22 protein-coding genes are annotated in these 23,987 nt (G+C 64.3%); 5 read left to right on the top strand and 17 right to left on the bottom strand.

Annotation, left to right across the window (positions count from 1 at the left end; translation table 11 throughout):
- Positions 1 to 13 precede the first annotated feature (13 nt).
- Positions 14 to 967 (top strand): glycosyltransferase, encoded by a 954-nt coding sequence (locus IFU31_RS21030; protein WP_192104521.1) that lies wholly within the window; start codon positions 14 to 16, stop codon positions 965 to 967.
- 381 nt (positions 968 to 1,348) lie between these two features.
- Here IFU31_RS21030 and IFU31_RS21025 read toward each other — a convergent pair whose 3' ends face one another.
- A complete protein-coding gene (locus IFU31_RS21025; protein WP_185795362.1) occupies positions 1,349 to 1,951 on the bottom strand; it encodes a lipopolysaccharide kinase InaA family protein in 603 nt (200 codons plus the stop codon).
- 331 nt (positions 1,952 to 2,282) lie between these two features.
- Between IFU31_RS21025 and msbA the strand changes: the two genes are divergently transcribed.
- Together msbA and hldE are read left to right on the top strand one after the other, a co-directional pair.
- Complete coding sequence (msbA, locus tag IFU31_RS21020) at positions 2,283 to 4,091, top strand: lipid A export permease/ATP-binding protein MsbA (RefSeq protein WP_122477070.1); 1,809 nt, start codon at positions 2,283 to 2,285, stop codon at positions 4,089 to 4,091.
- 265 nt (positions 4,092 to 4,356) lie between these two features.
- Entirely contained in the window at positions 4,357 to 5,778 is a 1,422-nt protein-coding gene (hldE, locus tag IFU31_RS21015; protein ID WP_122477071.1) for a bifunctional D-glycero-beta-D-manno-heptose-7-phosphate kinase/D-glycero-beta-D-manno-heptose 1-phosphate adenylyltransferase HldE, read from the top strand.
- 470 nt (positions 5,779 to 6,248) lie between these two features.
- Here hldE and IFU31_RS21010 read toward each other — a convergent pair whose 3' ends face one another.
- From IFU31_RS21010 to IFU31_RS20995, 4 genes are read right to left on the bottom strand one after another with little or no spacing between them, the layout of a single operon-like run.
- Complete coding sequence (locus IFU31_RS21010; protein ID WP_185795359.1) at positions 6,249 to 7,214, bottom strand: metal ABC transporter ATPase; 966 nt, start codon at positions 7,212 to 7,214, stop codon at positions 6,249 to 6,251.
- A 41-nt stretch (positions 7,215 to 7,255) separates the two neighbouring features.
- Complete coding sequence (locus IFU31_RS21005; RefSeq protein WP_192104512.1) at positions 7,256 to 8,068, bottom strand: aldo/keto reductase; 813 nt, start codon at positions 8,066 to 8,068, stop codon at positions 7,256 to 7,258.
- Positions 8,065 to 9,240 (bottom strand): NAD(P)/FAD-dependent oxidoreductase, encoded by a 1,176-nt coding sequence (locus tag IFU31_RS21000; protein WP_192104511.1) that lies wholly within the window; start codon positions 9,238 to 9,240, stop codon positions 8,065 to 8,067. Before IFU31_RS21000 ends, IFU31_RS21005 begins: the two co-directional genes overlap by 4 nt.
- A 42-nt stretch (positions 9,241 to 9,282) precedes the next feature.
- The gene (locus IFU31_RS20995; protein WP_122477078.1) at positions 9,283 to 9,615 is read right to left on the bottom strand and encodes a DMT family transporter; all 333 of its coding nucleotides are present in this window, start codon (positions 9,613 to 9,615) and stop codon (positions 9,283 to 9,285) included.
- 145 nt (positions 9,616 to 9,760) lie between these two features.
- Between IFU31_RS20995 and waaA the strand changes: the two genes are divergently transcribed.
- Positions 9,761 to 11,032, top strand: coding sequence for a lipid IV(A) 3-deoxy-D-manno-octulosonic acid transferase (gene waaA / locus IFU31_RS20990; RefSeq protein WP_192104510.1), 1,272 nt, complete (start codon positions 9,761 to 9,763; stop codon positions 11,030 to 11,032).
- Positions 11,033 to 11,111: 79 nt separating this feature from the next.
- Positions 11,112 to 11,273 carry a YqaE/Pmp3 family membrane protein gene (locus IFU31_RS20985; protein ID WP_122477081.1) on the top strand — a complete coding sequence of 54 codons (162 nt, stop codon included), beginning with the start codon at positions 11,112 to 11,114 and terminating at the stop codon, positions 11,271 to 11,273.
- A 48-nt stretch (positions 11,274 to 11,321) separates the two neighbouring features.
- On the opposite strand, the gene IFU31_RS20980 is transcribed toward IFU31_RS20985, so the two are convergent.
- The 12 genes from IFU31_RS20980 to IFU31_RS20925 all read right to left on the bottom strand — a co-directional run bounded on the left by IFU31_RS20980 (position 11,322) and on the right by IFU31_RS20925 (position 23,976).
- The gene (locus IFU31_RS20980; protein ID WP_192104508.1) at positions 11,322 to 13,151 is read right to left on the bottom strand and encodes a S9 family peptidase; all 1,830 of its coding nucleotides are present in this window, start codon (positions 13,149 to 13,151) and stop codon (positions 11,322 to 11,324) included.
- Positions 13,117 to 14,277 (bottom strand): pyrroloquinoline quinone biosynthesis protein PqqE, encoded by a 1,161-nt coding sequence (gene pqqE, locus IFU31_RS20975; protein WP_122477084.1) that lies wholly within the window; start codon positions 14,275 to 14,277, stop codon positions 13,117 to 13,119. Before pqqE ends, IFU31_RS20980 begins: the two co-directional genes overlap by 35 nt.
- Positions 14,231 to 14,524 (bottom strand): pyrroloquinoline quinone biosynthesis peptide chaperone PqqD, encoded by a 294-nt coding sequence (gene pqqD / locus IFU31_RS20970; protein ID WP_192104506.1) that lies wholly within the window; start codon positions 14,522 to 14,524, stop codon positions 14,231 to 14,233. The genes pqqE and pqqD overlap by 47 nt, the downstream gene beginning before the upstream one ends.
- Positions 14,521 to 15,273: a pyrroloquinoline-quinone synthase PqqC gene (gene pqqC / locus IFU31_RS20965; protein ID WP_192104504.1), complete on the bottom strand. Its 753-nt coding sequence runs from the start codon at positions 15,271 to 15,273 to the stop codon at positions 14,521 to 14,523. The genes pqqD and pqqC overlap by 4 nt, the downstream gene beginning before the upstream one ends.
- A gap of 28 nt (positions 15,274 to 15,301) precedes the next feature.
- The gene (gene pqqB / locus IFU31_RS20960) at positions 15,302 to 16,213 is read right to left on the bottom strand and encodes a pyrroloquinoline quinone biosynthesis protein PqqB (RefSeq protein ID WP_122477090.1); all 912 of its coding nucleotides are present in this window, start codon (positions 16,211 to 16,213) and stop codon (positions 15,302 to 15,304) included.
- 79 nt (positions 16,214 to 16,292) lie between these two features.
- Positions 16,293 to 16,364, bottom strand: coding sequence for a pyrroloquinoline quinone precursor peptide PqqA (pqqA, locus tag IFU31_RS20955; protein ID WP_008365141.1), 72 nt, complete (start codon positions 16,362 to 16,364; stop codon positions 16,293 to 16,295).
- A 130-nt stretch (positions 16,365 to 16,494) separates the two neighbouring features.
- Complete coding sequence (gene pqqF, locus IFU31_RS20950) at positions 16,495 to 18,948, bottom strand: pyrroloquinoline quinone biosynthesis protein PqqF (RefSeq protein ID WP_192104502.1); 2,454 nt, start codon at positions 18,946 to 18,948, stop codon at positions 16,495 to 16,497.
- Positions 18,949 to 19,155: 207 nt separating this feature from the next.
- On the bottom strand, positions 19,156 to 19,320 hold the full coding sequence (locus IFU31_RS20945) for a hypothetical protein (protein WP_122477093.1): 165 nt from the start codon (positions 19,318 to 19,320) through the stop codon (positions 19,156 to 19,158).
- A 124-nt stretch (positions 19,321 to 19,444) separates the two neighbouring features.
- The gene (locus tag IFU31_RS20940) at positions 19,445 to 20,527 is read right to left on the bottom strand and encodes a polysaccharide biosynthesis/export family protein (RefSeq protein WP_122477095.1); all 1,083 of its coding nucleotides are present in this window, start codon (positions 20,525 to 20,527) and stop codon (positions 19,445 to 19,447) included.
- Positions 20,528 to 20,616: 89 nt separating this feature from the next.
- Positions 20,617 to 21,816, bottom strand: a complete 1,200-nt coding sequence (locus IFU31_RS20935) for a glycosyltransferase family 4 protein (protein WP_122714906.1) — start codon at positions 21,814 to 21,816, stop codon at positions 20,617 to 20,619.
- Entirely contained in the window at positions 21,794 to 22,867 is a 1,074-nt protein-coding gene (locus IFU31_RS20930) for an acyltransferase family protein (RefSeq protein ID WP_122477098.1), read from the bottom strand. Before IFU31_RS20930 ends, IFU31_RS20935 begins: the two co-directional genes overlap by 23 nt.
- Positions 22,864 to 23,976 (bottom strand): glycosyltransferase family 4 protein, encoded by a 1,113-nt coding sequence (locus IFU31_RS20925; RefSeq protein WP_192104500.1) that lies wholly within the window; start codon positions 23,974 to 23,976, stop codon positions 22,864 to 22,866. The genes IFU31_RS20930 and IFU31_RS20925 overlap by 4 nt, the downstream gene beginning before the upstream one ends.
- Between the last annotated feature and the right edge of the window lie 11 nt (positions 23,977 to 23,987).

Genomic DNA, 23,987 nt, shown 5'->3' with positions numbered 1-23,987 from the left:
CGTTAGCACAATGATGAAAGTACTGTTCCTGGTGCAGAAAGAGCAGCGCGCCATTCTCGATCGTCTATATGAAGGCATCGCCGCGCATTGCGAGTGCGATCTGCGCTGGTTGGACGGCGCGCAGCAGCGCGATCTGAAAGGGTATTTCAAGCGCGAAGTGGACGTTGCCCGGTACGACCGCATTCTGTTTTTCCTGCGCTTCAAGCAGGAGATTCGCCAGGTGGCGTTCATTCGTTCGGTGCCCAATCTGGTCATCCTGGAGCATGACGCCTACCAGAACTACATTGCGTGCAAGTACACCGGTAAGTTCAGCGCGCACTACCAGCAGTTGCCGTGGGTGCGGGTGATCAGTTCGGGGTTCATGGTCAGCGAACGCTTGCGCGCCGAGGGCTTCGATGCGCATTTCGTGCCCAAGGGCTATGACCAGGCCCTGCTGACGCCGCAGACCCGCGAGCGCGATATCGAGCTGGCTTTCGTGGGCAGCACCAAGAGCGTGGCCTACAGCGGCCGCAAGCAGATGCTCGATGCGATCGGCCAGGTGGAACCGTTGCTGGTGACGCGGACCAACAGCGGCCAGGAGTATGGCGATACGCTGAACCGCATCCGTTTTTTCGTCAGTGCCGATGTGGGCATGGGCGAGTACATGATCAAGAATTTCGAAGCCATGGCGTGTGGGTGTGTGCTGTTCACCTTCGATCAGGGCGAGGCGGAAAACCGCGCGCTGGGGTTCGTGGACATGCACACGGTGGTGCTTTACGACAGCGTGGCGAGCTTGCAGGCCAAGCTGGCGCAGCTGCGCCGCGAGCCGGCGCTGGCCGAGCGCATCGCTGCGGCGGGGCAGGCGCTGGTGCTGGGGGAATACGGTTTCGACCGGATTGGCGCGCGTATCGTGCAGGCCATGCAGCCGGCACTTCGCCCGCATCCGCCATTGACGGTGTGGCAACGCCTGCGGTTGGCCTTGTCCTAGCAACGGCGTCGCGCCCTTCGCGGGCAGAGCCCACTCCCACAAAGGGGTGCGCGCAAGTCCTGTGGGAGCGGGCTCTGCCCGCGAAATAGACGCTACGGTGTGTCAGGCCGAACCGCGGTGCGGCTTTCGCGGCCACTGGCCGCTCCTACAGGGGATTGCGGTGTACCCGTAGGAGCGGTCATCGGCCGCGAAACAGGCGCTGCGGTGTGTCAAGCCGAACCGCGGTGCGGTTTTCGCGGCCACTGGCCGCTCCTACGGGGGATTGTGGTGTACCCGTAGGAGCGGTCATCGGCCGCGAAACAGGCGCTGCGGTGTGTCAGGCCGAACCGCGGTGCGGCTTTCGCGGCCACTGGCCGCTCCTACGGGGGATAGTCCACGGTGCTACTTGAGCAAGGCTTTGTTCAGCTCGGCCAAGGGGAAGCAGGCGGTCAACTGTTCACGCTCCAGATACCGGGAGAAATGCTCGAGGTTGCGCTTGATCAGGCGCTTCGACAAAGGCCCGCGGGTGAAGCTCATGTCGGCCATGTCGATCAGGCCCAGCTCTCCTTCGGGCGTGACGATCACATTGCCCAGGTGCAGCGAGCGGAAATACACCCCTGAGCGATGCAACCGGCGAATCATGGCGATCAGCGGCTCCAGGCTGTGTTGCCAGGTGAAGTCGGCGGTGTCCATCAACTGACGCAGGTTCCTGCCTGGTAGCGGTTCGTACAGCACCGCCGTCATGCCGGGCTTGTCCAAGCGGTAATGCTGCAGCACCTTCAAGGTCGGCACGCCCAGTTGCTGCAGACGCTGGGCGTTGGCGATGAAACGCGCCGAATACGGGCGCAGCAGGGCTGAGGAAAATAGCCGTTTGCGGCGGAAAAGTTTCAGGATCTTGCCGTCTGCGAGCAGGTACACTTTCGCGCCATGGCTGTCGGCCTCCAACACCTTGGCGCCGGTGATCAGCGTGTCAAAAGCGGCCAAAGGAAGGCGGGTGCATTGCATCGTGATGAGGCCTTGATTGAAGAGGGCGGGTGGCATGATGCCCAAAAGCGCCGGCATGTTCTACCGCCAGGCCGAACCGCGGCGCGGCTTTCGCGGCCATGGACCGCTCCTACGGGGGATTGCGCGGTACTTGTGGGAGCGGGCTCTGCCCGCGAAACAGGCGCTGCGGTGTGTCAGGCCGAACTGCGGCGCGGCTTTCGCGGCCACGGACCGCTCCTACGGGGGATTGCTTTGCCCGCGAAGGGTGCGACTCGGTCTGGCTGCAGCACCGCGATCCCCGATCGGCCCCCTGTGATAAAATTCCCGTTCTACGCCAACAGTGAGTTAGACGATGAGTGATTCACCGCGCCCAGCGGAACAGGATTCAAGCCTGAAAATCTATTTGCGGCTGCTCAGCTACGTTCGCCCCTACGTGGGCATGTTCCTGATCAGTATCATAGGTTTCGTGATCTTCGCCTCGACCCAGCCCATGCTGGCCGGCATCCTCAAGTATTTCGTCGACGGCCTGAGCAATCCCGAAGCGGTACTGTTCCCCAATGTGCCCTACCTGCGCGACCTGCAACTGCTGCAGGCGGTACCCATACTGATCGTGCTGATCGCCGCCTGGCAGGGCCTGGGCTCCTACCTGGGCAACTACTTCCTGGCCAAGGTATCGCTGGGCCTGGTCCACGACCTGCGCGTGGAGCTGTTCAACAAGCTGCTGGTACTGCCCAACCGCTACTTCGACACGCACAACTCCGGCCACCTGATCTCACGCATCACCTTCAACGTGACCATGGTGACCGGCGCTGCGACCGATGCCATCAAGGTGGTGATCCGCGAAGGCCTGACGGTGGTGTTCCTGTTCATCTACCTGATCTGGATGAACTGGCAACTGACCCTGGTCATGCTGGCCATTCTGCCGCTGATCGCCGTCATGGTTGGCAGTACCAGCAAGAAATTCCGCAAGCAGAGCAAGAAGATTCAGGTCGCCATGGGCGATGTGACCCACGTGGCATCCGAGACCATCCAGGGCTATCGGGTGGTGCGCAGCTTCGGCGGTGAAGGCTACGAGCAGAACCGCTTTGCCAAAGCCAGCCAGGGCAACACCGACAAGCAACTGCGCATGACCAAGACCGGCGCGATCTACACGCCGATGTTGCAGCTGGTGATCTACACCGCCATGGCCGTGCTGATGTTCCTGGTGCTGTACATGCGTGGCGATGCCACGGCCGGTGATCTGGTGGCCTACATCACCGCAGCCGGTTTGCTGCCCAAGCCGATCCGCCAGCTGTCGGAAGTCAGCTCCACGGTGCAGAAGGGCGTGGCCGGTGCCGAAAGCATCTTCGAGCAGCTGGACGTCCCCCCCGAGCTGGACACCGGCACAGTGGAGCGCGAGCGCGTTGGCGGTTCGCTGGAAGTGCGCAACCTGAACTTCACTTACCCCGGCACCGATCGCCAAGTGCTCAGTGACATCAACTTCACCGCCAAGCCGGGGCAGATGATTGCGCTGGTGGGGCGTTCGGGCAGTGGCAAGTCGACCCTGGCCGGGTTGATCCCGCGCTTCTATCACCACAATCAAGGCGAAGTGTTGCTCGATGGCGTGGAGATTGCCGACTACCAGTTGCGCAACCTGCGCCGCCATATCGCGCTGGTGACCCAGAGCGTGACACTGTTCAACGACAGCGTGGCCAACAACATTGCCTACGGTGACCTGGCCGGTGCGCCGCGCGAAGATGTGGTGGCGGCGGCGGCCGATGCCTATGCCAAGGAATTCATCGACCGTCTGCCCGAGGGTTTCGACACGCAGGTGGGCGAGAACGGCGTGCTGTTGTCCGGTGGCCAGCGCCAACGCCTGGCGATTGCCCGGGCGTTGCTCAAGAATGCCCCTGTGCTGATACTGGATGAAGCGACCTCGGCGCTGGATACCGAATCGGAGCGGCATATCCAGGCTGCGCTGGACCATGTGATGAAAGGGCGGACCACCTTGGTGATCGCTCACCGACTGTCGACCATCGAAAAGGCCGACCAGATTCTGGTGATGGACCAGGGCCGCATCGTCGAGCGCGGCACGCACGCGCAGTTGCTGGCGCAGAACGGCTATTACGCCAGGTTGCACGCCATGGGCCTGGACGAACCTGCGAAAACCGACATCACCTGAGTACCCCGTAATTGCGGTCCCTTTGTGGGAGCGGTCATCGGCCGCGAATGGGTGGCGCGGTGTGTCGGGTGAACCGCGGCGGGCCCTTCGCGGCCACTGACCGCTCCTACAGGGGATCACTGCTCGCACATGGTAATCCGCGGCGCACCCTTCGCGGCCACTGGCCGCTCCTACGGGGATCACTGCTCCCGAGGTGGGGTGGGGGGCCTATCGGGTGCTTGCGTGTTAATATCGCCGCCCTGTTCATTTTGTATGTGGGTTGCCCATGAAGTTATCCATGCCGCGATTCGAGTCGGCCCCTGTATTGGTGGTCGGCGATGTCATGCTCGACCGTTACTGGCATGGCGGTACTTCGCGCATCTCCCCGGAAGCACCGGTGCCGGTGGTCAAGGTCGAACAGATCGAGGATCGGCCTGGTGGTGCCGCCAACGTTGCGTTGAACATCGCCGCACTGGGTGCGCCGGCTTCCCTGGTGGGTGTGACCGGTACCGACGAGGCCGCCGACAGCCTGGGCAACAGCTTGAAGGCTGCTGGCGTCACGGCGGTGTTCCAGCGCATTGCCCACCAGCCGACCATCGTCAAGCTGCGGGTCATGAGCCGCCATCAACAACTGTTGCGCATCGACTTCGAAGAAGCGTTTGCCACTGACCCGGTAGCGCTGGGCAACGAAGTCGAAGCGTTGCTCGAAGGCGTCAAGGTGCTGGTGCTGTCGGACTATGGCAAGGGCGCGCTGAAAAACCATCAGGCGCTGATTCAGGCGGCGCGCGCGCGCAATATTCCCGTGCTGGCCGACCCCAAGGGCAAGGATTTCTCGATCTATCGAGGCGCCAGCCTGATCACGCCCAACCTCAGCGAATTCGAAACCATCGTCGGCGGTTGCGCCGATGAGGCAGAACTGGTGGCCAAAGGCGCCGCGCTGATGAGCGAGCTGGATCTGGGCGCACTGCTGGTGACCCGTGGCGAGCACGGCATGACCCTGTTGCGCCCTGATCATCCGGCCCTGCACTTACCCGCGCGGGCCCGTGAAGTGTTCGACGTGACTGGTGCCGGCGATACCGTAATCTCCACCCTGGCAGCGGCCATCGCCGCAGGCGAAGAGTTGCCCCATGCGGTGGCCCTGGCCAATCTGGCGGCGGGCATCGTGGTCGGCAAGCTGGGTACGGCGGCGATCAGCGCACCTGAACTGCGCCGTGCCATCCAGCGCGAGGAAGGTTCGGAACGCGGCGTGTTGAGCCTCGAGCAGTTGCTGCTGGCGATCGACGATGCGCGGGCGCACAACGAGCGCATCGTGTTCACCAATGGCTGCTTCGATATCCTCCATGCGGGCCACGTGACGTATCTGGAGCAGGCCCGCGCTCAGGGTGACCGGCTGATCGTGGCGGTCAACGATGACGCTTCGGTAAGCCGTCTGAAAGGGCCGGGTCGGCCGATCAACAGCGTCGACCGGCGCATGGCGGTGTTGGCCGGGCTCGGGGCGGTGGACTGGGTGATCAGTTTTGCCGAAGGTACACCGGAAAACCTGCTGACCCATGTACGCCCGGATGTGCTGGTGAAGGGAGGGGATTATTCGATGGAGCAAGTGGTAGGTGCCGATATCGTGGCCGCCTATGGCGGCACGGTAAAGGTACTGGGGCTGGTGGAAAACAGCTCGACCACCGCCATCGTCGAGAAAATCCGCAGCCGTTGAAGCGTCAGGTTTTACCACGTTCCCGCAAATGCACCGCGTCCACCGGCGACGCGGCTCGCGCCGCTGCTACAGGGACCGCGTCCACCGCCGACGCGGCTTGCGCCGCTGCTGCAGAGGCCGCGTCTACCGGCGACGCGGCTTGCGCCGCTGCTACAGGGACCGCGTCCACCGCCGACGCGGCTTGCGCCGCTGCTACAGGGACCGCGTCCACCGCCGACGCGGCTCGCGCCGCTGCTACAGGGACCGCGTCCACCGCCGACGCGGCTTGCGCCGCTGCTACAGGGACCGCGTCTACCGCCGACGCGGCTTGCGCCGCTGCTACAGGGACCGCGTCCACCGGCGACGCGGCTCGCGCCGCTGCTACAGAGACTGCGTCCACCGCCCCCCTGTAGCAGCGGCGCAAGCCGCGTCCGGCCGCACCGCGGTTTTCCAGGCACACCGCATGACGGTATTCGGTAGGGGCAATGGGATTACTTGTGCAGACCGCTGCGCACCTTGCGAACCAGCACCCGTGCCTTGACCTTGAATTTTTGCAGGCTGGTACGCGGCTTCTTCGGGATGGCCAGGCCTTTTTCCGCCACCCAGTCGCGCCAGCGCACGCGTTCGTCGCGGACCAACCAACCTTCTTGCGCAGCGAAACTCTCGGCCAGGTAAACGCCCCGTGTGCCTGCGGCGTGCAGCTTGTCCTTCTTCAGGGTGTACAGCTCGGCGACCGGCTGACCGTCCTTCAGCGGTATCAGGTACAGGTCGGGCCTGCTCCGGCTCAGGCGGGTGATCAGCTCTCCTTTTTCCAGGCGTTCCTCCACATGGAACAGGCTAAGCCCCTTGGCCTGGGGCGGTACCTCCAGACGCAGGTCGTAGACCAACTGCAACGAAGCCGTCGGCACGTGCACGTAGGCCCGGGGCCGCTCGATCAGGTTCAGGCTGCCACAGCGCACCGGGCGCGCCGCGCCGGAACGGGTGCTCAAGCGAAAGGGCAGGGGCTCGTGATAGCGCAGCACCTGGTCATACGGCGTCGGCAGCCAGGTGTCGTTGAAACGCCCGCCCAGCCAGCCTTCCGAAGTCTCCAGCAGACACTCCTCGGCGATTTCCTGAATGGCCGTGTGCAGCGGCAGATTCACCTCATGGGCCGGCACATAGCCGGAGATCAGCTTGAGCACCACATCGCCGCGGTCTTCGCGGCGTTGACGCACCAGCACCCAGTAGTCGCGGCCACGCCAGTTCAAGGTCAGCCGGACCGACACGCCGAGGTTGGCCAACTCCACGCGAAAGCGTTCGCTGTCACTCACCTCGACCGGTTTGCGCCGTTCCAGGGTCTGAGCGAAATTCAACGGCATGCCCACGGCTTCGTAACTCAGGGCTTCGGGCGTGGCTTCGACGGCAAGGGGCAGGGTCTTGAAATTGCCAGGGTTCTTTCGTGTCAGGGTACGCGGCATTACGGCTCCTTCTTGCGTCGGGGTCGGCCGCGTTGGCGGCGTCAATTCCTGAGTAGCACGGCAGCGGCTGTCGCTACGTTGTGGGACAGGTGCAGTGGATTTATCGTTCCGACAATAGCACTGGCGACCCCAGGGTGGGCGAACAGCAGCTCGAAGCTGGCGCGCACCGGATCGACCCCCGGTGCCAGGCAGGCATGGCCGCTGGCCAAAGCCTTTTTCACCAGGATGGCCTTGCCGTGGGTAGCGGCGTAGTCGAGCACCGGGCGCTCGGACTGCTCGCTCAGGTTGTAGGTGACCATGGCGCAATCCCCGGTTTCCAAGGCTTTCAGCCCGCCCTGAACGGTCTTGCCGGAAAAGCCGAAGCCGCGAATCTTGCCTTCTGCTTTCAGCGCCGCCAACGTCTGGTACACCTCACAGCCCTCGAGAATGGCCAGATCGTTGCCGTCCGAATGCACCAGCACCAGGTCGATGAAGTCTGTTTCCAGGCGTTTCAGGCTGCGCTCCACCGAGAACCGTGTGTGCTCGGCGCTGAAATCGAAGCGTGACTGCCCGGCCTCGAACTCTTCTCCCACCTTGCTGACGATAACCCACTCCTGACGCTGGCCACGCAGCAACGGGCCCAAGCGCTCTTCGCTGATGCCATAGGCCGGCGCGGTGTCGATCAGGTTGATGCCCAACTGACGCGCCTGGTCGAGCAACATGCGCGCCGCACTGTCGTCGGGAATGGTGAAGCCGCTGGGGTACTTCACCCCTTGATCGCGGCCCAGCTTCACCGTGCCCAGGCCCAGGGGGGAGACCCGCAGGCCGGTGTCGCCCAGCGGGCGGTGCAGATCGTGCAGGGTCGGCAGGCTCATGGCAGCAGTTCATCCCAGACAGGTGTGGCCAGGGCCGGCTTGGGCAGTTCGGGCAGGGGCGCATGCGTGTGCGGTGAAATGCCGTCGCGCTGCAAGGCGCCGATGACCCGGTCGGCGAAGTCGGGCGCCAGCGCCAGCTTGGTCGGCCAGCCCACCAGCAAACCGGGCTGATCGGCCAGAAAGGCGTTGTCCGGGCGCACCAGCCCCGACTGCGCAGGCTCGGCGCGATTGACCCTCAAGGTGGCCCAGCGCATCTGGCTTTGATCGACCCACGGCAACAGGTGCGCGATTTCCTTCTGCGCGGCGGCGATCTGCTGCGCCGGTTCGCGGGCCACGCCGTCGGCCTCGGCGATCTCTCCACCCAGGTACCAGACCCATTGGCCGTCGGCCCCCGGGTGGGTGGTGACGGTGATGCGCGGCTTCGGCCCACCGCCCAGGCAATGGGCATACAACGGTTTCAGGTTGGCGCCCTTGGCCAGGACCATGTGCAGTGGCCGACGCTGCATTGCCGGTTGTTCTATACCCAGCGCGGTCAACAGCGCCTGGGTGCCTTCGCCGGCACTGAGCACCACGCGCTGGGCACGAATCACCCGACCATCGACGATCAGCCCGGCCAGCCGGCCCTGGTCATACAAAGGCTCGATGCGCTCGCCGGCCAGCAGCCCATCACCGGCCAGCTCGGCCAGCCGCGCGACCAGGCTGGGGACGTCGACTACCAGCTCGGCCAGACGGTAGACCTTGCCCTTGAAGGCGCGGTCCTGCAACGCCGGTGGCAACTGCTCGCCCTTGACCTGATCGACCCGACCACGCACGGCCTTGCTGGCGAAGAAGCTGGTGAGGTTGCCCGCCAGGGTGCCCGGCGACCACAGGTAGTGCGCCTCGGACAGCAGCCGCACACCGGAAAGATCGAGTTCGCCATCACCAGCCAGCGCTTCACGCCAGCGCCGCGGCATGTCGGCAATCGCTTCGGATGCCCCGGTCAGCGCGCCGTGCAGGGCGTATTTGGCGCCGCCGTGAATGATCCCCTGGGCCTTGAACGTCTGCCCGCCGCCCAGGCGCGCGTTCTCCACCAGCACCGTCGAATAGCCCAGGGCGCGCAGCCGCGCGTTGAGCCAGAGTCCGGCGACACCGGCGCCGACGATGACGATATCAGTGGACAGTTCAGACGGCATTGCAGACCTCGCAGGCTTGGACAGGCGGGGGAGTATACAGCCTCAGTGCCCGGTGGTTTTCGAGAACAGCTGGATCACCACCACGCCCAGCACGATCAACGCCATGCCGAGCATGGCCGGGAGGTCGAGCTTCTGCCCGTAGATGAACAGCGCGGCGACGCTGACCAGCACGATGCCCATGCCGGCCCAGATGGCGTAGGCGATGCCCACCGGCACGGTGCGCACTACCAGGGTCAGCATCCAGAAGGCGATGCCATAGCCGACCACCACCAGGATCAGCGGCAGTGGCGTGCTCAGGCCCTTGACTGCCTTCATGGACACGGTGGCGATCACTTCGGCGCAGATGGCGATGGCAAGAAAAACATAGGCGTTCATGGTGGAGCTCCTTTTCGATGCAGGCATTCTAGGTGATGCGCGAGCGCTGGGGGTGGGTCCCTTTCGAACCGTCAGCGGTCAATCGGTTCGTGCGGTGTCTGCCGGTGCTTGGTCAAGCACGGCGACCTGAGTAAACTTCGCCGCCATGAACAGAACTCTCTACACCTTGCTGTTTCACCTGGGGCTGCCGTTGCTGGCCGTGCGTCTATGGCTGCGCGCGCGCAAGGCACCGGCCTACGGGCAGCGCCTCGGCGAGCGTTTCGCCTACCGGCTGCCGGCGATGCAGCCGGGCGGCATCTGGGTGCACGCGGTGTCGGTGGGCGAGAGCATTGCCGCAGCGCCGATGATTCACCAGTTGCTGCTGCGCCACCCGGAGCTGCCGATCACCGTGACCTGCATGACCCCGACCGGGTCGGAGCGCATCCAGGCACTGTTCGCCGGCGAGCCACGCATCCAGCACTGCTACCTGCCGTACGATCTGCCCTGGGCGTCCGGCCGCTTTCTCGACCACGTGCGGCCGCGCCTGGCAGTGATCATGGAAACCGAACTGTGGCCCAATCATATTCACCAGTGCGCCCGCCGCGGCATCCCGGTGGCGTTGGCCAATGGTCGGCTTTCCGCGCGTTCGGCCAAAGGCTATGCCCGCTTCAAAGGCCTGACCGCGCCGATGCTGGCCGAGATGAGCTTGCTGGCGGTGCAGACCGCAACCGAGGCGCAACGCTTCCTGAACTTGGGCGCACGCCCGGAATGCGTGCAGGTGACGGGCTCGATCAAGTTCGACCTCAGCGTCGACCCGGCCGTGCCCGTGCGCGCAGCCAGTTTGCGCGAGCAGTGGCAGGCACAGGACCGTCCGGTGTGGATCGCTGCCAGCACCCACGAAGGTGAGGATGCGGTGATATTGGCCGCCCACCGGCAACTGCTGGCCAGCCATGCCGATGCCTTGCTGATTCTGGTTCCGCGGCACCAGGAGCGTTTCGCTTCGGTCCACGGGCTGTGCCAGGCGCAAGGGTTCAGTACGGTGCAGCGTTCGCTCGAGCAAGCAGTTACGGCGACCACCCAGGTGTTGCTGGGCGATACCATGGGCGAGCTGCTGTTCCTCTATGCCCTGGCAGACGTTGCCTTCGTTGGCGGCAGCCTGGTGGAGAACGGTGGGCACAACCCGCTGGAACCGGCAGCACTGGCCAAGCCGGTGTTGAGTGGGCCGCACATGTTCAACTTTCTCGAAATAGGCGCGATGCTGCGCGAGGCCGGGGCGCTGGTCGAAGTCGACGACGCGCAAGGCTTGGCAACGGCGCTGCGGCGGTGGCTGGAGCTGCCCCGCGAAGCGGTGCGCAGCGGGCAGGCTGGGCTGGACGTGATGCGAGCCAACCAGGGTGCATTGAAGCGGCTGCTCGATGGTCTCGACGCCCAGCTCTAGGGCTTGGGTGATACAGCCGCGTGCGGAACGCCGGGGATTGCCCGAGGTCTGTTATGCATCGACCTCAAGGAGCTGCATCATGGACATCATTCGTATCATTTTCGCCATTCTTCTGCCGCCAGTCGGCGTGTTCATGCAAGTCGGATTCGCCGGCGCGTTCTGGCTGAACATCCTGCTGACCCTGCTGGGCTACATTCCCGGCATCATCCACGCGGTGTACATCATCGCCAGCAGAAGGTAATGCCGCTGCCGGTGCGTTCGTCTGCCTGACGACCGCACCGGTACCCGTTCAAAGCAGATCGGATAGCCCGCGGTCGTCCTCCTGCATGACCTTCAGGTAGAAGCGCCATTCATGCTCCAAAGCATGGGCCAGGTTGGCTGCATTGCGAAAGCCGTGCCGTTCCTCGTCATAGTAGTGCGCTTGCACCGGCACACCTCCCGCCTGCAACGCGGCGACCATGTCACGAGTCTGCTGCGGCACCACCACTACATCCAACTCTCCCTGAAAGAAAATCACCGGGGCTGTGATTCGATCGGCGTGCAGCAGCGGAGTGCGCTCTTCGTAGCGTTGTCGGTCGCTGTCCGGGTCGCCGATCAGCCAGTCCAGGTAGTCGTTTTCGAACTTGTGGGTGACGCGCCCCAACGCGGCCGGATCGCTCACGCCGTACAGGCTGGCGCCGGCCCGGAACACCTTGGCGAACGCCAGTGCGCACAGCACCGTATAGCCGCCCGCGCTGCCACCGCGCACGAACGCCCGTTGCGCATCGATGCGGCCTTGCGTGGCCAGGTAGTCGACCACGGCGCAGGCGTCCTGCACGTCGGTTACGCCCCAGCGCAGATGCAGGGCATCGCGATAGGTGCGACCGTAGTTGCTGCTGCCGCGATAGTTGAGGTCGGCCACGGCGAAACCGCGCTGGGTCCAGTATTGGATGCGCGGGTCGAAGACCGGGTAGCACGCCGACGTCGGCCCGCCGTGGATGAATACCACCAGTGGCGGATGGCGCTCGTCACCCTGCGCGGCATAGAAGAAGCCGTGAGCCTGCTCACCGCCGCTGGGGTAGCTCAGCGGCTGCGGCAGGCTGACCTGCTCGGCCGGCAGCGGCGAATACCCGCCCGCCAGGATGCGCAGGCTGTGATCATGCCGGTCGACGGCAATCACTGCCGAAGGCTGCAGAGGTGAACCGGCGATGGCGTAGAGGTGGTCGGCATCCATGGCCAACGCGCGAAACCGCGTGAACTCGCCACTGTAATCCAGGCAATGGCCTTGCCCATCGCACAGGCCCAGGCGGCCGAAACCGTCGTCGAACCAACTCGCCAGATAGCCCTGATCGGCAGCCGGGAGCCAGGTGCAGGCACCCAGTTGCCAAGGCGCTGCGGCATGGTCGGCCGGCGCCGCGGGCAGAGGCGCCCATTTGCCGTCGACTTCTGCCCACGGTTGCCAGAAGCCGTTCGCATCGGACAGGCAATACAACCGCCCTTGTTCATCGAAGCGCGGCTGCTGCAGGCTGAAACCGCTGGCCACGCATTCCGCCACGGCCGCCAGTTCGCTGCACATCAGCCGCGTCTGGGTCCAGGGCTGATGCGGGCGGTCCCACTCGATCCAGGCCAGACGGGTGCCGTCCGGGCTCAATACCGGCGAGGCGTAGAAGTCGGCACCTTCGGCCAGCACGCGGTGACGCTCGCTGGCCAGGTCGATGGCCACCAGGCGATGAATGTCGCCGTCTTCCTCCACCGCCAGCACCTGGCCTGCGGCATATTCCAGCCCCCCGTAGCGCTTCTGGCCGAAGCTCAACGGTTGCGGCAGGCCGCCGGTCACCGGCTGACGGTAGAGCTGCTGGTCGGCCTCGTTGACGAACACCAGTTCGTCGTTCGCCAGGCAGAACGACCCACCGCCGTATTCGTAGACCCGGCTGCGCGCGCTGTAACCGTCGGGCGTCAGGCAAACCGCCACACCGTCCTGCTCGGTCCACAGGCGGCAGACGCCATCCTGGGGACGGAACTCGTTCCAGAACACGCCAGCAGGGCCGACCCGAAGTTCGGCGAAATCGGTCCCGGCAGCTACGGCCTGGGAGGCGCTGAAGCGGTCATGCTTTGGCGATGAGGCGTGAGTTTCGGTCATTGCGAAAGGCCAATTGTTCGATCGTCTGGGTAGCGTGTTCCGCTTCTTCACGAGCCCGCAGGATCACGCCATGGTGGGGCGACTTGCTGCACACCGGGTCGGCGTTGGCGGCATCGCCGGTCAGCATGAAAGCCTGGCAGCGACAGCCACCGAAGTCCTTCTCTTTCTCGTCGCACGAGCGGCATGGCTCGGGCATCCAGGCATAGCCGCGGAAGCGATTGAAGCCAAAAGAGTCGTACCAGATGTGTTGCAGGCTGTGATCGCGCACGTTGGGAAACTCCACCGGCAGCTGACGCGCGCCGTGGCACGGCAGCGCGGTGCCATCGGGCGTTACGGTGAGGAAAATGCTGCCCCAGCCGTTCATGCAGCCCTTGGGGCGTTCTTCGTAGTAGTCGGGCGTGACGAAAATCAGCTTGCAGGCGCTGCCGGCCGCTTCCAGCTTGGCGCGGTATTCATTGGTAACGCGTTCGGCACGCACCAGTTGTTCACGGGTGGGCAATAGGCCGGCACGGTTGAGCTCGGCCCAGCCGTAGAACTGGCACGTGGCGAGTTCGACGAAGTCAGCCTCGAGCGCCACGCACAGCTCGATGATGCGGTCGATCTTGTCGATGTTATGCCGGTGGGTAACGAAGTTCAGCACCATCGGATAGCCGTGGGCCTTCACCGCTCGGGCCATTTCCAGCTTCTGCGCGAAGGCTTTTTTCGAGCCGGCCAGCAGGTTGTTGACCTGCTCGTCGCTGGCTTGAAAGCTGATCTGGATATGATCCAGGCCGGCGATCTTGAAGTCGGCGATCTTCTGTTCGGTCAGGCCGATGCCCGAGGTGATCAGGTTGGTGTAGAACCCCAGGCGCCGGGCCTCGCCGATCAGCTGCGCGAGATCCTGGCGCACCAGTGGCTCGCCACCGGAGAAACCGATCTGCGCGGCGCCCATTTCGCGGGCTTCGGCCATCACCTTGAACCACTGCTCGGTGCTCAGTTCCTTGCCCTGGGCGGCGAAGTCCAGGGGGTTGGAGCAGTACGGGCATTGCAGCGGGCAGCGGTAGGTCAGTTCCGCCAGCAGCCACAGCGGCAGTCCGACTTCAGGCGTGGGTGGCAGGCTGGGCAAGTTCGATCCAGTGCTGTGCACGGGCGACCTCCATGAATTGCTCGATATCGATGGCCAACTCGGGCACACCGGGGAACTGCGCGTCGAGCTCGGCGATGATCGTGGCCACGCTGCGCTGGCCGTCGATCAGGCCGCCAATGGCACTGGCACTTTCGTTGAGCTTGATCATGCCCTCGGGGTACAGCAGCACGTGGCCTTTCTGCGCCGGCTCGTACTGGAACCGGTAGCCCTGGCGCCAGCGCGGGGTTTGTAGACGATCGAAACTCATAGGGCGATCCCCTTGTGCCAGACACGCTGGTCGGTAACGCTGTGATAGGGCGGACGATTCAGCTCGTAGGCCATGCTCATGGCGTCGAGCATGCTCCACAGGATGTCCAGCTTGAACTGCAGGATTTCCAGCATACGCTGCTGGCCCGCAACCGTGGTGTAGTGCTGCAGGGTGATGTGCAGCCCGTGTTCCACGTCGCGCCGGGCCTGGCCCAGGCGCGTGCGGAAGTATTCGTAGCCGGCCGGGTCGATCCACGGGTAGTGGGCTGGCCAGCTGTCGAGGCGCGACTGATGGATCTGCGGCGCGAACAGCTCGGTCAGCGAACTGCTCGCCGCTTCCTGCCAGTTGGCCCGGCGGGCGAAGTTGACGTAGGCGTCTACCGCGAAACGTACGCCGGGCAACACCAGCTCCTGAGAGCGCAACTGGTCGGGATCCAGGCCCACGGCCTGGCCCAGGCGCAGCCAGGCTTCGATGCCGCCGTCTTCGCCGGGGGCACCGTCGTGGTCGAGCATGCGCTGGATCCACTCGCGACGGATCTCGCGGTCCGGGCAGTTGGCCAGGATGGCGGCATCCTTGAGCGGGATGTTGACCTGGTAGTAGAAACGGTTGGCCACCCAGCCCTGGATCTGCTCGCGGCTGGCGCGGCCTTCGTACATGGCCACATGATAGGGGTGGTGGATGTGGTAATACGCACCCTTGGCACGCAAGGCCTGCTCGAATTCGGCGGGGGTCATGGGGGTGTCGGACATTGTGGTTCTCCTGGGGAATGGGGCGCCACTACAACTCGATGCTCATCCCATCGAACGCCACTTCGACACCGCGCTTGGCCAGTTCGACGCGCTGTGGCGAGTCTTCGTCCAGGATCGGGTTGGTGTTGTTGATGTGGATCAGCACCTTGCGCTGGCGCGGCAGGCCTTCCAGCACTTCCAGCATGCCGCCGGGGCCGCTCTGCGCCAGGTGACCCATCTCACGTCCGGTCCGGGTGCCAACGCCACGTCGCTGCATTTCATCGTCGTCCCACAGGGTGCCGTCTACCAACAGACAATCCGCGCCGGCCATGCGTTCGAGCAACGCGTCGTCGACCTGGCCCAGGCCCGGCGCATAGAACAGCGTGCCACCGGTACGCGTGTCTTCCACGATCAAGCCCAGGTTGTCGCCCGGATGCGGGTCGAAGCGGTGGGGCGAGTAGGGCGGGGCGGCACTGCGCAGCGGCAGCGGGGTGAAACGCAGGTGCGGGCACGCCGGAATCACGAAGCTGCCTTCAAGCTCGATGCGCTGCCAGTCCAGCCCGCCATTCCAGTGGCTGAGCATGTTGAACAACGGAAAGCCGGTGCTCAGGTCCTGATGCACCATGTCGGTACACCAGACTTGATGCGGGCAGCCTTCGCGCAGGCTGAGCAGCCCGGTGGTGTGGTCGATCTGGCTGTCGAGCAGCACGATGGCCTGAATCCCGGTATCGCGCAGGGCCCGGCCAGGCTGCATCGGCGCAAAACCTTGCAGTTGTGCGCGAATGTCCGGCGAGGCATTGCACAGCACCCAGTTGACCCCATCGTCGGACAGGGCAATGGACGACTGCGTGCGCGCATGGGCGCGCAGGCTGCCGTCGCGAAAGCCACTGCAATTGGCGCAATTGCAGTTCCACTGGGGAAAGCCACCGCCGGCGGCGGAGCCAAGAATCTGGATATACATGGAGAACTCGCAGCATCAAGCCTGGAAATGAAAACGCCCCGGTCAGTGACTGGCCGAGGCGTTGCGTTGCAACTGAAGCTTAGCGGCTTGCGAAGTACATGGTGACTTCGAAGCCGATGCGCAGATCAGTGTAAGCAGGTTTGGTCCACATAAGAGATCTCCTTCTAGGTTGATGGGCTTGTAGCATTAGTCCGCCCCGACCGTAGGACGTTCAATGCTCCTTGGGCGACTATGTTACTAAATAAGATAGGCGCCTACGGTTAATTATTCGATAAAGTCCGTTACCTGCCCGGTAACGATCGCTGCGCCGGCAGCCACGAAGCTTCTACTGCAGGGCCCGTCGCCAGGCACAGCCAGCCACCAGTGCCGCTGGCCAGTTGCTGCGCCGCCTGTTGCAGATCGCTTGTGCGCAGCTCGCGCACCGCCCGCTGCAGGGCAGCCAGATAGTCCGCGCCATGGCCGGCCTGACAAGCCTGCCAGAGCAGATCGGCCAGGGGCAGCAGGTCCATTTGCGAGCGCTCGTGACGATTGGCCAGTTCTTCGCGCTGGGTGTCCAGCGCCGCAGGCTTGCAGGCCTCGACCAGCGTCGGCAGGGTTTCGATGAAAGTCTGCACATGGCCGAGAATATCGGCCAGCGGTGCATGAGGCGACTGAACGCCGAACACCAGACCCGTGCGCCCCGCCACCTGGCGCAGGCCGCTGAACACGGCGTAGCCCAGTTGCAGCTCGCCCCTCAGGCGCTGGTAGAACGGCGTCTGGCACAGCTGCGCGAGCAGGCGCCAGGCCGCTTCGTCGGCAATGCTCTGGCTGGGTACCGGGCAGAACAGCAGCAATGCATGTTCGCTCGATTGGCACGGCACGTGGCTCCAGCTGCGCCCCGAATGGGCCGGATGCGGTTGCGCAAGATGCGGGCTGGCAGTGCCGGGCATCTTGCGCAACGCATTGTTCAGCGCGCTGCGTTCGCCGTCGTCCATGCCGACCGCCAGGCCATCCCAGCGCGCGGCGCCCCACAGCTTCTGCAGCGCCAGGGGGCGCAGGTCTTCATCGGAGGTACGGCTGTGGAAATAACCCAGGCTGTGGTCGGGCAGGCGCTTGAGCAGTTCCTTGATGGGGGTCAGGGTTGCGCTCGGCGGTTCCTGCCCGGCCTGATGCCAGACCTCCGGGGCGGGTATGGCGAGCAGCTCCAGGGCCTGTTCGAGCAGCGCCGGAATCGGCGCCTGCACACCACTGAGCTTGAGTTGCCAGTCGTCGCCCAGGCTGCTGAAGACCATTTGCACACCGGCCTGGCGGGCTTCTTCGGTGAGTTTGCGCAAGCTGTCATGCAGGGTGCGGAACAACCCCTGGTGGCGCGAGGCATTGACCCGCCAGCGCAGGTGCAGCGCCGCTTCGTGGCTGTGCGCCGAGGCGCCGTGCCAGTACGCCAGACCTTGTGGGTCGGCCACGGGGTGATCCGGGCGCCGGCTGGGGCGCAGGAAGCGGTTGCGTGGGGGCAGCCGCCAGCGGCCGGCGAGGTCGCGCTCCGGACCGGCTTCGATCGGGTGCAGCAGGTGTTCCGGGCGCAGTTGTTCGAGCACCTCGCGCAGCGCCTGCACGGCTTGTCGGCTCAACTCGCACGGGGTTTCGTCACTGTGATGGCGGGCCAGCTCCAACGCACTGGCAACCTGCAGACGGCGCTCGTTGAGCAGGCGGAATTCTTCGCGAAGGCCCTGCCAGTCGTCGTGAGCCTGGAAGAACTCCAGCCAGTCGAAGCACAGCTGGCTGATCAGCGCCGTGGCCGTTTCGCCCGCCGGGGTGAGCTTGAATTCGATATTGATCAATGCCTGGTCGGCGAAGCTGTAGAAGGTGCTCAGCTCCAGGCTTTGCACCAGTTGCCGACGGCGCAGCTCGGCCAGCAACCCGCCGTGCTGACTGGCGCCCAGCCAGGTGCCGAGGAACTCCAGCGCCTGGGTGGCACCACGGGGCAGGTTTTCGCAGGCGAACAGCAGGTTGAAACGGCTGCTGTCCGCACGTTCGACCGCCTCTCCCGGCGTGCCTACCAGCGGCGGCGGGGCGATCTGTTCGGCGGTATCGCCGGGGCGCAGCGCACCGGCCACTTTTTCGGCCATGGCGCGCAGCTGTTCCAGCGGTTGCGGGCCCACCAGGCACAAGGTCATCTGCCCGGTCTGGTAGAAGCGCCGGTAGAAGCTGCGCAGGTCCTGCTGGAACGAGTCGCGCGGCACCGGCAGGCTGTAGCGGTTGCCGGCGTGGAACGCGCGCAACGGATGCTCGGCGTCCAGCGCACTGGTCAGCCATTGCTGGTGGCGTGCCTCGGGGTCGCGCGACCAGGCGACGAACTCGGCATGCAGCACTTCGCGCTCGCGTAATTGCTCGGCCTGGGTCATGCGCGGATGGCCGAGCATGTCGCACAGGCGCTCCAGCGCGCCGGCGAAGGCGCTCACCGGCACCTCGAAGAAATAGTCGGTGCAGCGCTCGCGCGTGCTGGCGTTGATCTGCCCCCCGTGGTTCTGCACGAAGGCCATCAGGCCGTGGTCGCCACTGTGGCGTTCGGTGCCGAGAAAGAACAGGTGTTCGAGGAAATGTGCCAGGCCCGGCCAGGCGGCGGGTACGTCATGGCTGCCTGCAGCGACGCGCATGAAGGCGGCGGCACGCTTGAGACGCGGCTCATGATGCAGGCGCACGTGCAGGCCGTTGTCGAGCACTACGTGTTCTGCGGCCGGCAGTGAAGGATGAGGCATGTCAATTCCCTTTGAGCGGTAAGGCTGTAGGGAAACATCGTAGCGGATTTGCGGGTAGGTGGGGGAGCCGTTCGCGCGGGGATTGCCCAGGCAAAACAGGCTTTTGCGCGGATTGCGGAGAAATTCGCATCTTGGCAAGCGATCTGGCGGTCACCGACGTGGGTCAGCGCCGCCAGAGGCCGTCTTCAGCTCAGGTCGGCGCCTGGCTCAGGCCTTGTCGTCCTGCTCGTCCTGCTGCTCGTCATCGTGCTTGAGCGCCGGCTTCATGCCTGGCTGTGGCGCGTGTTCGGCGTTGGGTGCGATCTCTTCGCCGTTGTTCTTCTTTTCCTGCTGGACTTTCTTGTCGTGGGCAACGTTGCGTGGGTCAGTCATGGGAATTCCTGAAGTGGGCAGATGATGCGAAAGCCCATCGGCGCGAAACGCTTACGCTGAGCGCCTGGGCAAGACTTGGAGTCAAGCGCTTGCCAAAGCGTTCAGTGGCGCTTATGTGGTCAGATCACTGGCCCAGTGCATTACCGGTAGCAACCACGGTGGCCGACGGCAGCAACTGGCTGATGAAGCGGTTCCAGCGGGTGATGTCCGAAGGACCGACGAAGACCACGTCCGAGGCCTGCAGGTCGAACTGGCGGGCGAGCAGGAAGGCGGTCGGCTTCTTGGCGTTGAGGTAGAACACCGTGGCCGGTTGCTTGGAGCGGTCCTGGGCACCGCGGATCACGTAGATGGCCTCGGCGTTGGCGGTTTCCTGGGACAGGCCACCGGCATTGCCCAGCGCTTCGAGCAGGGTGAAGGTGCTGGTGCCGTAGGTCATTACCTGGGGCGAATTGACTTCGCCGAGCACGTAGACCTTGTTCGCCCGGTTGTTGCCCAGGTGCAGCTGGTCGCCGTTCTTCAGGTAGATGCCGTTGAGCTTGGAGTCCTTGCGGTTCAGGGTGTCGATATCCAGCAGGTACTCGTGCCCATCACGCTTGAGGATCAGCCCGGCCAGGTTGCCGCTGCCATCGTCGCCACCGGCGCGACTGACCGCTTCGATCAGCGACAGCGGCACGTTGTTCAGAACCTGCGGGCCGGCGTTCTTGAACGAACCGGAAAACACCACGCGCTGGCTGGCGTAGTTCTGCACGTTGACGTCCACCTGGGTGTCGGTCAGGAAGCGCGACAGGGCGCGCTGCAAGTCATTGCGCAGTTCGCTGACCGTCTTGCCCTCGGCCTGGATGGAGTTGATGAACGGGTAGTACACGGTACCGTCGTTGCGCACGATCTGCGTGCCCTGGGCGCGTGGCTCCTGGTTGGTTGGCGAATTCAGCTCGACGTGGTCCCAGACTGTGATCTGCAGACCGTCGCCGGCGCCGATGCGGTAGTCGCCCGGCGTGTAGCCATACAGCGCTGCCGGTACCGGTTCGGGCCGGTACAGGCTCTGATGCTGCGCGACCGTCTGCGCGTTGATCGGCAGGACCGTTACCGGTCCGGTTGTGCCGATGTCGTCGGCGGCATCCTCGGGCGTCATGTGTTGCCCTGGGGAAAACACACATCCTTGCAGCAGCACGGCGAACAACGCGACTACGAATACAGTTCGTTTCATTGCAATCTTCCTTGGAGAATCAGACTTCTCGCACGGTATTTGGGAGGTTCAGAACAGCGGTGTTGCGTTACAACATGTTCCTGCGCGGCCTAGAGCTTCTGGGCCGCGGCGAGCAGCAGGCCGGTGTCGGCCAGGCCCAATACCGGGTTGCAGTCGAAGGCGTCACCCAGGCGTGCTTCGTTCCAGCGCTGCTCGACGAACTGGCGCATTTCCCGTTCGAAACGCTTTTCCGCGAACTGCAGGGCATTCTCGCGGCAGGTGCGGGCATCAAAGCGCGACGCCTGGCTTTCGAACGTTTCGATGGCGGCCGTCAAGGCAGCCACTGTCTGCTGGTAATAGAACACACCGGTGGGGTTGTCGTCGTTGAGCCCGCGTACGGTTTCAAGGGTGCCGCCACGGCCGAAGGCAATCACCGGCGTACCGCAGGCCTGGGCCTCGACCGGGCTGATGCCGAAATCCTCTTCGGCGGCAAAGACGAAGCCTCGGGCGTTCTGCATGTGCTCGCGCAATACCTCGAACGACTGATAGCCCATCAGCGTGACGTTGGGGCCGCACACGGCGCGGCACTTTTCCATTTCCGGGCCGTCGCCGATGACGATCAGGCGCTTGTCGGGCATGGCGCTGAACGCCTCCACCATCATCGGCACTTTCTTGTACGGCACCATGCGCTGGGCGGTCAGATAGAAATCCTGCTTCTCGGTCTGCAGGTTGAAACCGGTGGTGTCCACCGGTGGGTAGATCACCGTCGATGGACGGCGATAGGCCTTGTCGATGCGTCGACCAATGAACTGCGAGTTGCTGATGAACTCGTCGACACCGGCGGCGGTGCGTTGGTCCCACATGCGCATGTAGTGCAGGATCATCCGCGCCACCTTGCTCTTCAGGCCGGCCAGCAGATTGGCCTCGCGCAGGTACTGGTGCTGCAGGTCCCAGGCGTAGCGAATGGGCGAATGCACGTAGCTGATGTGCAACTGGTTGGGCCCGGTGAGCACACCCTTGGCCACCGCGTGGCTGCTCGACAGGATCAGGTCGTAGCCGGACAGGTCCAGTTGCTCGATCGCCATGGGCATCAGCGGCAGGTATTTCTGGTAGCGCGTGCGGGCCTTGGGCAGGCGCTGGATGAAGGTCGTGGTGGCGCGCTTGCCCCCCAGGTGCTTGCGGTCTTCGTCACTGAGAAAGTCGATGACCGAGAACAGGTCCGCGTCGGGCCAGATCTTGAGCATCGAAGCCAGCACCTTTTCGGCACCGGCGTAGGTGACGAGCCAATCATGGACGATTGCTATTTTCATAGGGCACCTGCAGTTCGGGAATGAGGGGCGCGCTCGGACGAGCACGGGCGTTGAGTCGTTTGCTCAACTTGATGAAAGGCAGTTCGACGAAGCGATAGCTCACGTGCGCAGCCAACAGCGACAGCGCGGTGGCAAGCAAGGTCACCGACAACGAACGACCGGGAACGCCCAGCAGGTAACGGCACAACAGCTCCATGCTCGGATGCAGCAGGTACAGCGAGTAACTGATGGTGCCCAGCCACAGCAACAACGGTTGATGCAGGCGGATGCGCTGGGTCAGCAACATGAAGCTGCTGATGGCCAACAGATAGGTGAAGCAGTAGCGGAACCAGTACTCGCCATTGCCGGCATCGAAGCCGTAGGCGGCGAAGAAAGTCGGCGGCAGGGCCACGGCATAGGCCAGCAGCAGGCCCTTCACGCAGCGGCGCACCTGGGCATCGGCCTGGCCGAGCAGGCAGTCGCGCCAGATCGAGCCGAACAGCATCAGCGACAGCCCCAACGGCAACGCCACCGGCAGCTTGCGTTCGAGCAGCATGCGCATCAGGCCCATGCCCACTGCGGCGGCCAGCAGGGCCAGCGAGCAGGCGGCGCGAAAGCCGGTGCTGCGCAGTCGGCCGATCAGCATCAGGCCCAGGCACAGGGCGTAGAACAGCCACTCGATGAACAGCGTCCAGTACAGCCCCATCACGTCTTCGACGCCCATGGCGGCCTGCAGCATGGTCAGGTTGGCGACCACCTGCTGCCAGCTCGGCAGGGTTTCGCCGGTCAGCGCCAGCATGCTGATGTACAGCGCCAGCGACAGCCAGTAGGCCGGGTACAGGCGCAGCACCCGCGAGACGATGAAGCGCCGTGCGCCGCCGGGCCCCGGTTGCAGGCTGAACGGAATCACCACGCCGCTGAGCAGGAAGAACCAGATGACGCCCAGCTTGCCGATGTCCAGCCAGAAGTACGGCAGCGCACCGGGGCCCAGCAATGGCTGCCACAGGTGACAGACCACCACCAGCAAGGCGGCGATACCGCGCAGGGCATCCAGATATCCCAGGCGAGTCATGAGTGCTCCTTGCCGCTGGACGGCTGGTTCAGGGTGGCACCGCGTGGACGCCGTACCTGGACACTGTCGATGCGATCGCTGATCAGCCGTGCCGAAGCATCCCAGCTGAACCGCGCCACGTTCTGCAGACCCAGGGTGCGTAAATGCTGGCGAATGGTCAGGCTGTTCAACGCCAGGGCCATGGCCCGGCTGATGTGCTCGACATCCAGCGGGTCGAAGTACAAGGCACTGGACTGCAGCACCTCGGGGATCGAGGCGGCATTGGCCGCCAGCACCGGGCAGCCACAGGCCTGCGCTTCGAGTGGCGGAATGCCGAAGCCTTCATACAGCGAAGGAAACACGAAGGCCGCTGCGCCCTGGTACTGCTCGATCAACTCGGCGTCGCTCAAGCGCCCGAGAAAGCGCACCCGAGCATCGCGCTTGGCCAAGGCTTCCAGATCGGGGTCGGAGAACACTGCACCGCCGCCGCCGACGATGCGCAACTGCACCTGGTCGAAACCCTTGAGCTGCAGGAACGCCTGGATCATGCGGCTGAAATTCTTGTGCGCGCTGGGCGAAGACACCGCCAACAGATAACGCGGGCCGCCGGCTTGCAGCGGTTCGCCGGGCTGAAACTCTTCACCCACGGCATTCGGCACCACGAGAATCTTCTGCGCCGGAAAGTTGTAGAACTCGCCGATCTCGCGCTTGGAAAACTGGCTGACCGTGATCAAGGTCTTCAAGCGCTTGAGCAGCAGGGGCGTCATCAGGCGATAGGCCGTGCGGAATTGCCAGGTGTAGCTTTGTGGGTGACGTACGTAGGTGATGTCGTGGTGCGTGGCGATCTGGTTGCCATAGAACAGCGGCGCCGTGGCGCACAGCGACAGCAGCAATGGATTGCCCTGGCTGCGCAGGTAGCGCGGCAGGTCGAGTTGTTCCCACAGGTGACCGGTACGAGTGCCCACGACCTGAGCATCCAGCAGCCGAGCGGTTTCGTGCATGCGCACGCCCGGCGGGGTGACGAACACCAGGTCGTCACGTTGACGCTTGAGCGCCAGGCAGGTCTGCTCGGCGAACCGTTGCACCCCGCGTAGCTCCTGGGTCAGAAAACGTGCATTGATGACAATCATCGGAACATCCT

Source organism: Pseudomonas sp. CFBP 13602 (assembly GCF_014842725.1).
In the GTDB taxonomy this organism is placed as follows: Bacteria; Pseudomonadota; Gammaproteobacteria; order Pseudomonadales; family Pseudomonadaceae; genus Aquipseudomonas; species Aquipseudomonas baltica.
This window is presented reverse-complemented; position numbering and strand designations above follow the sequence as displayed.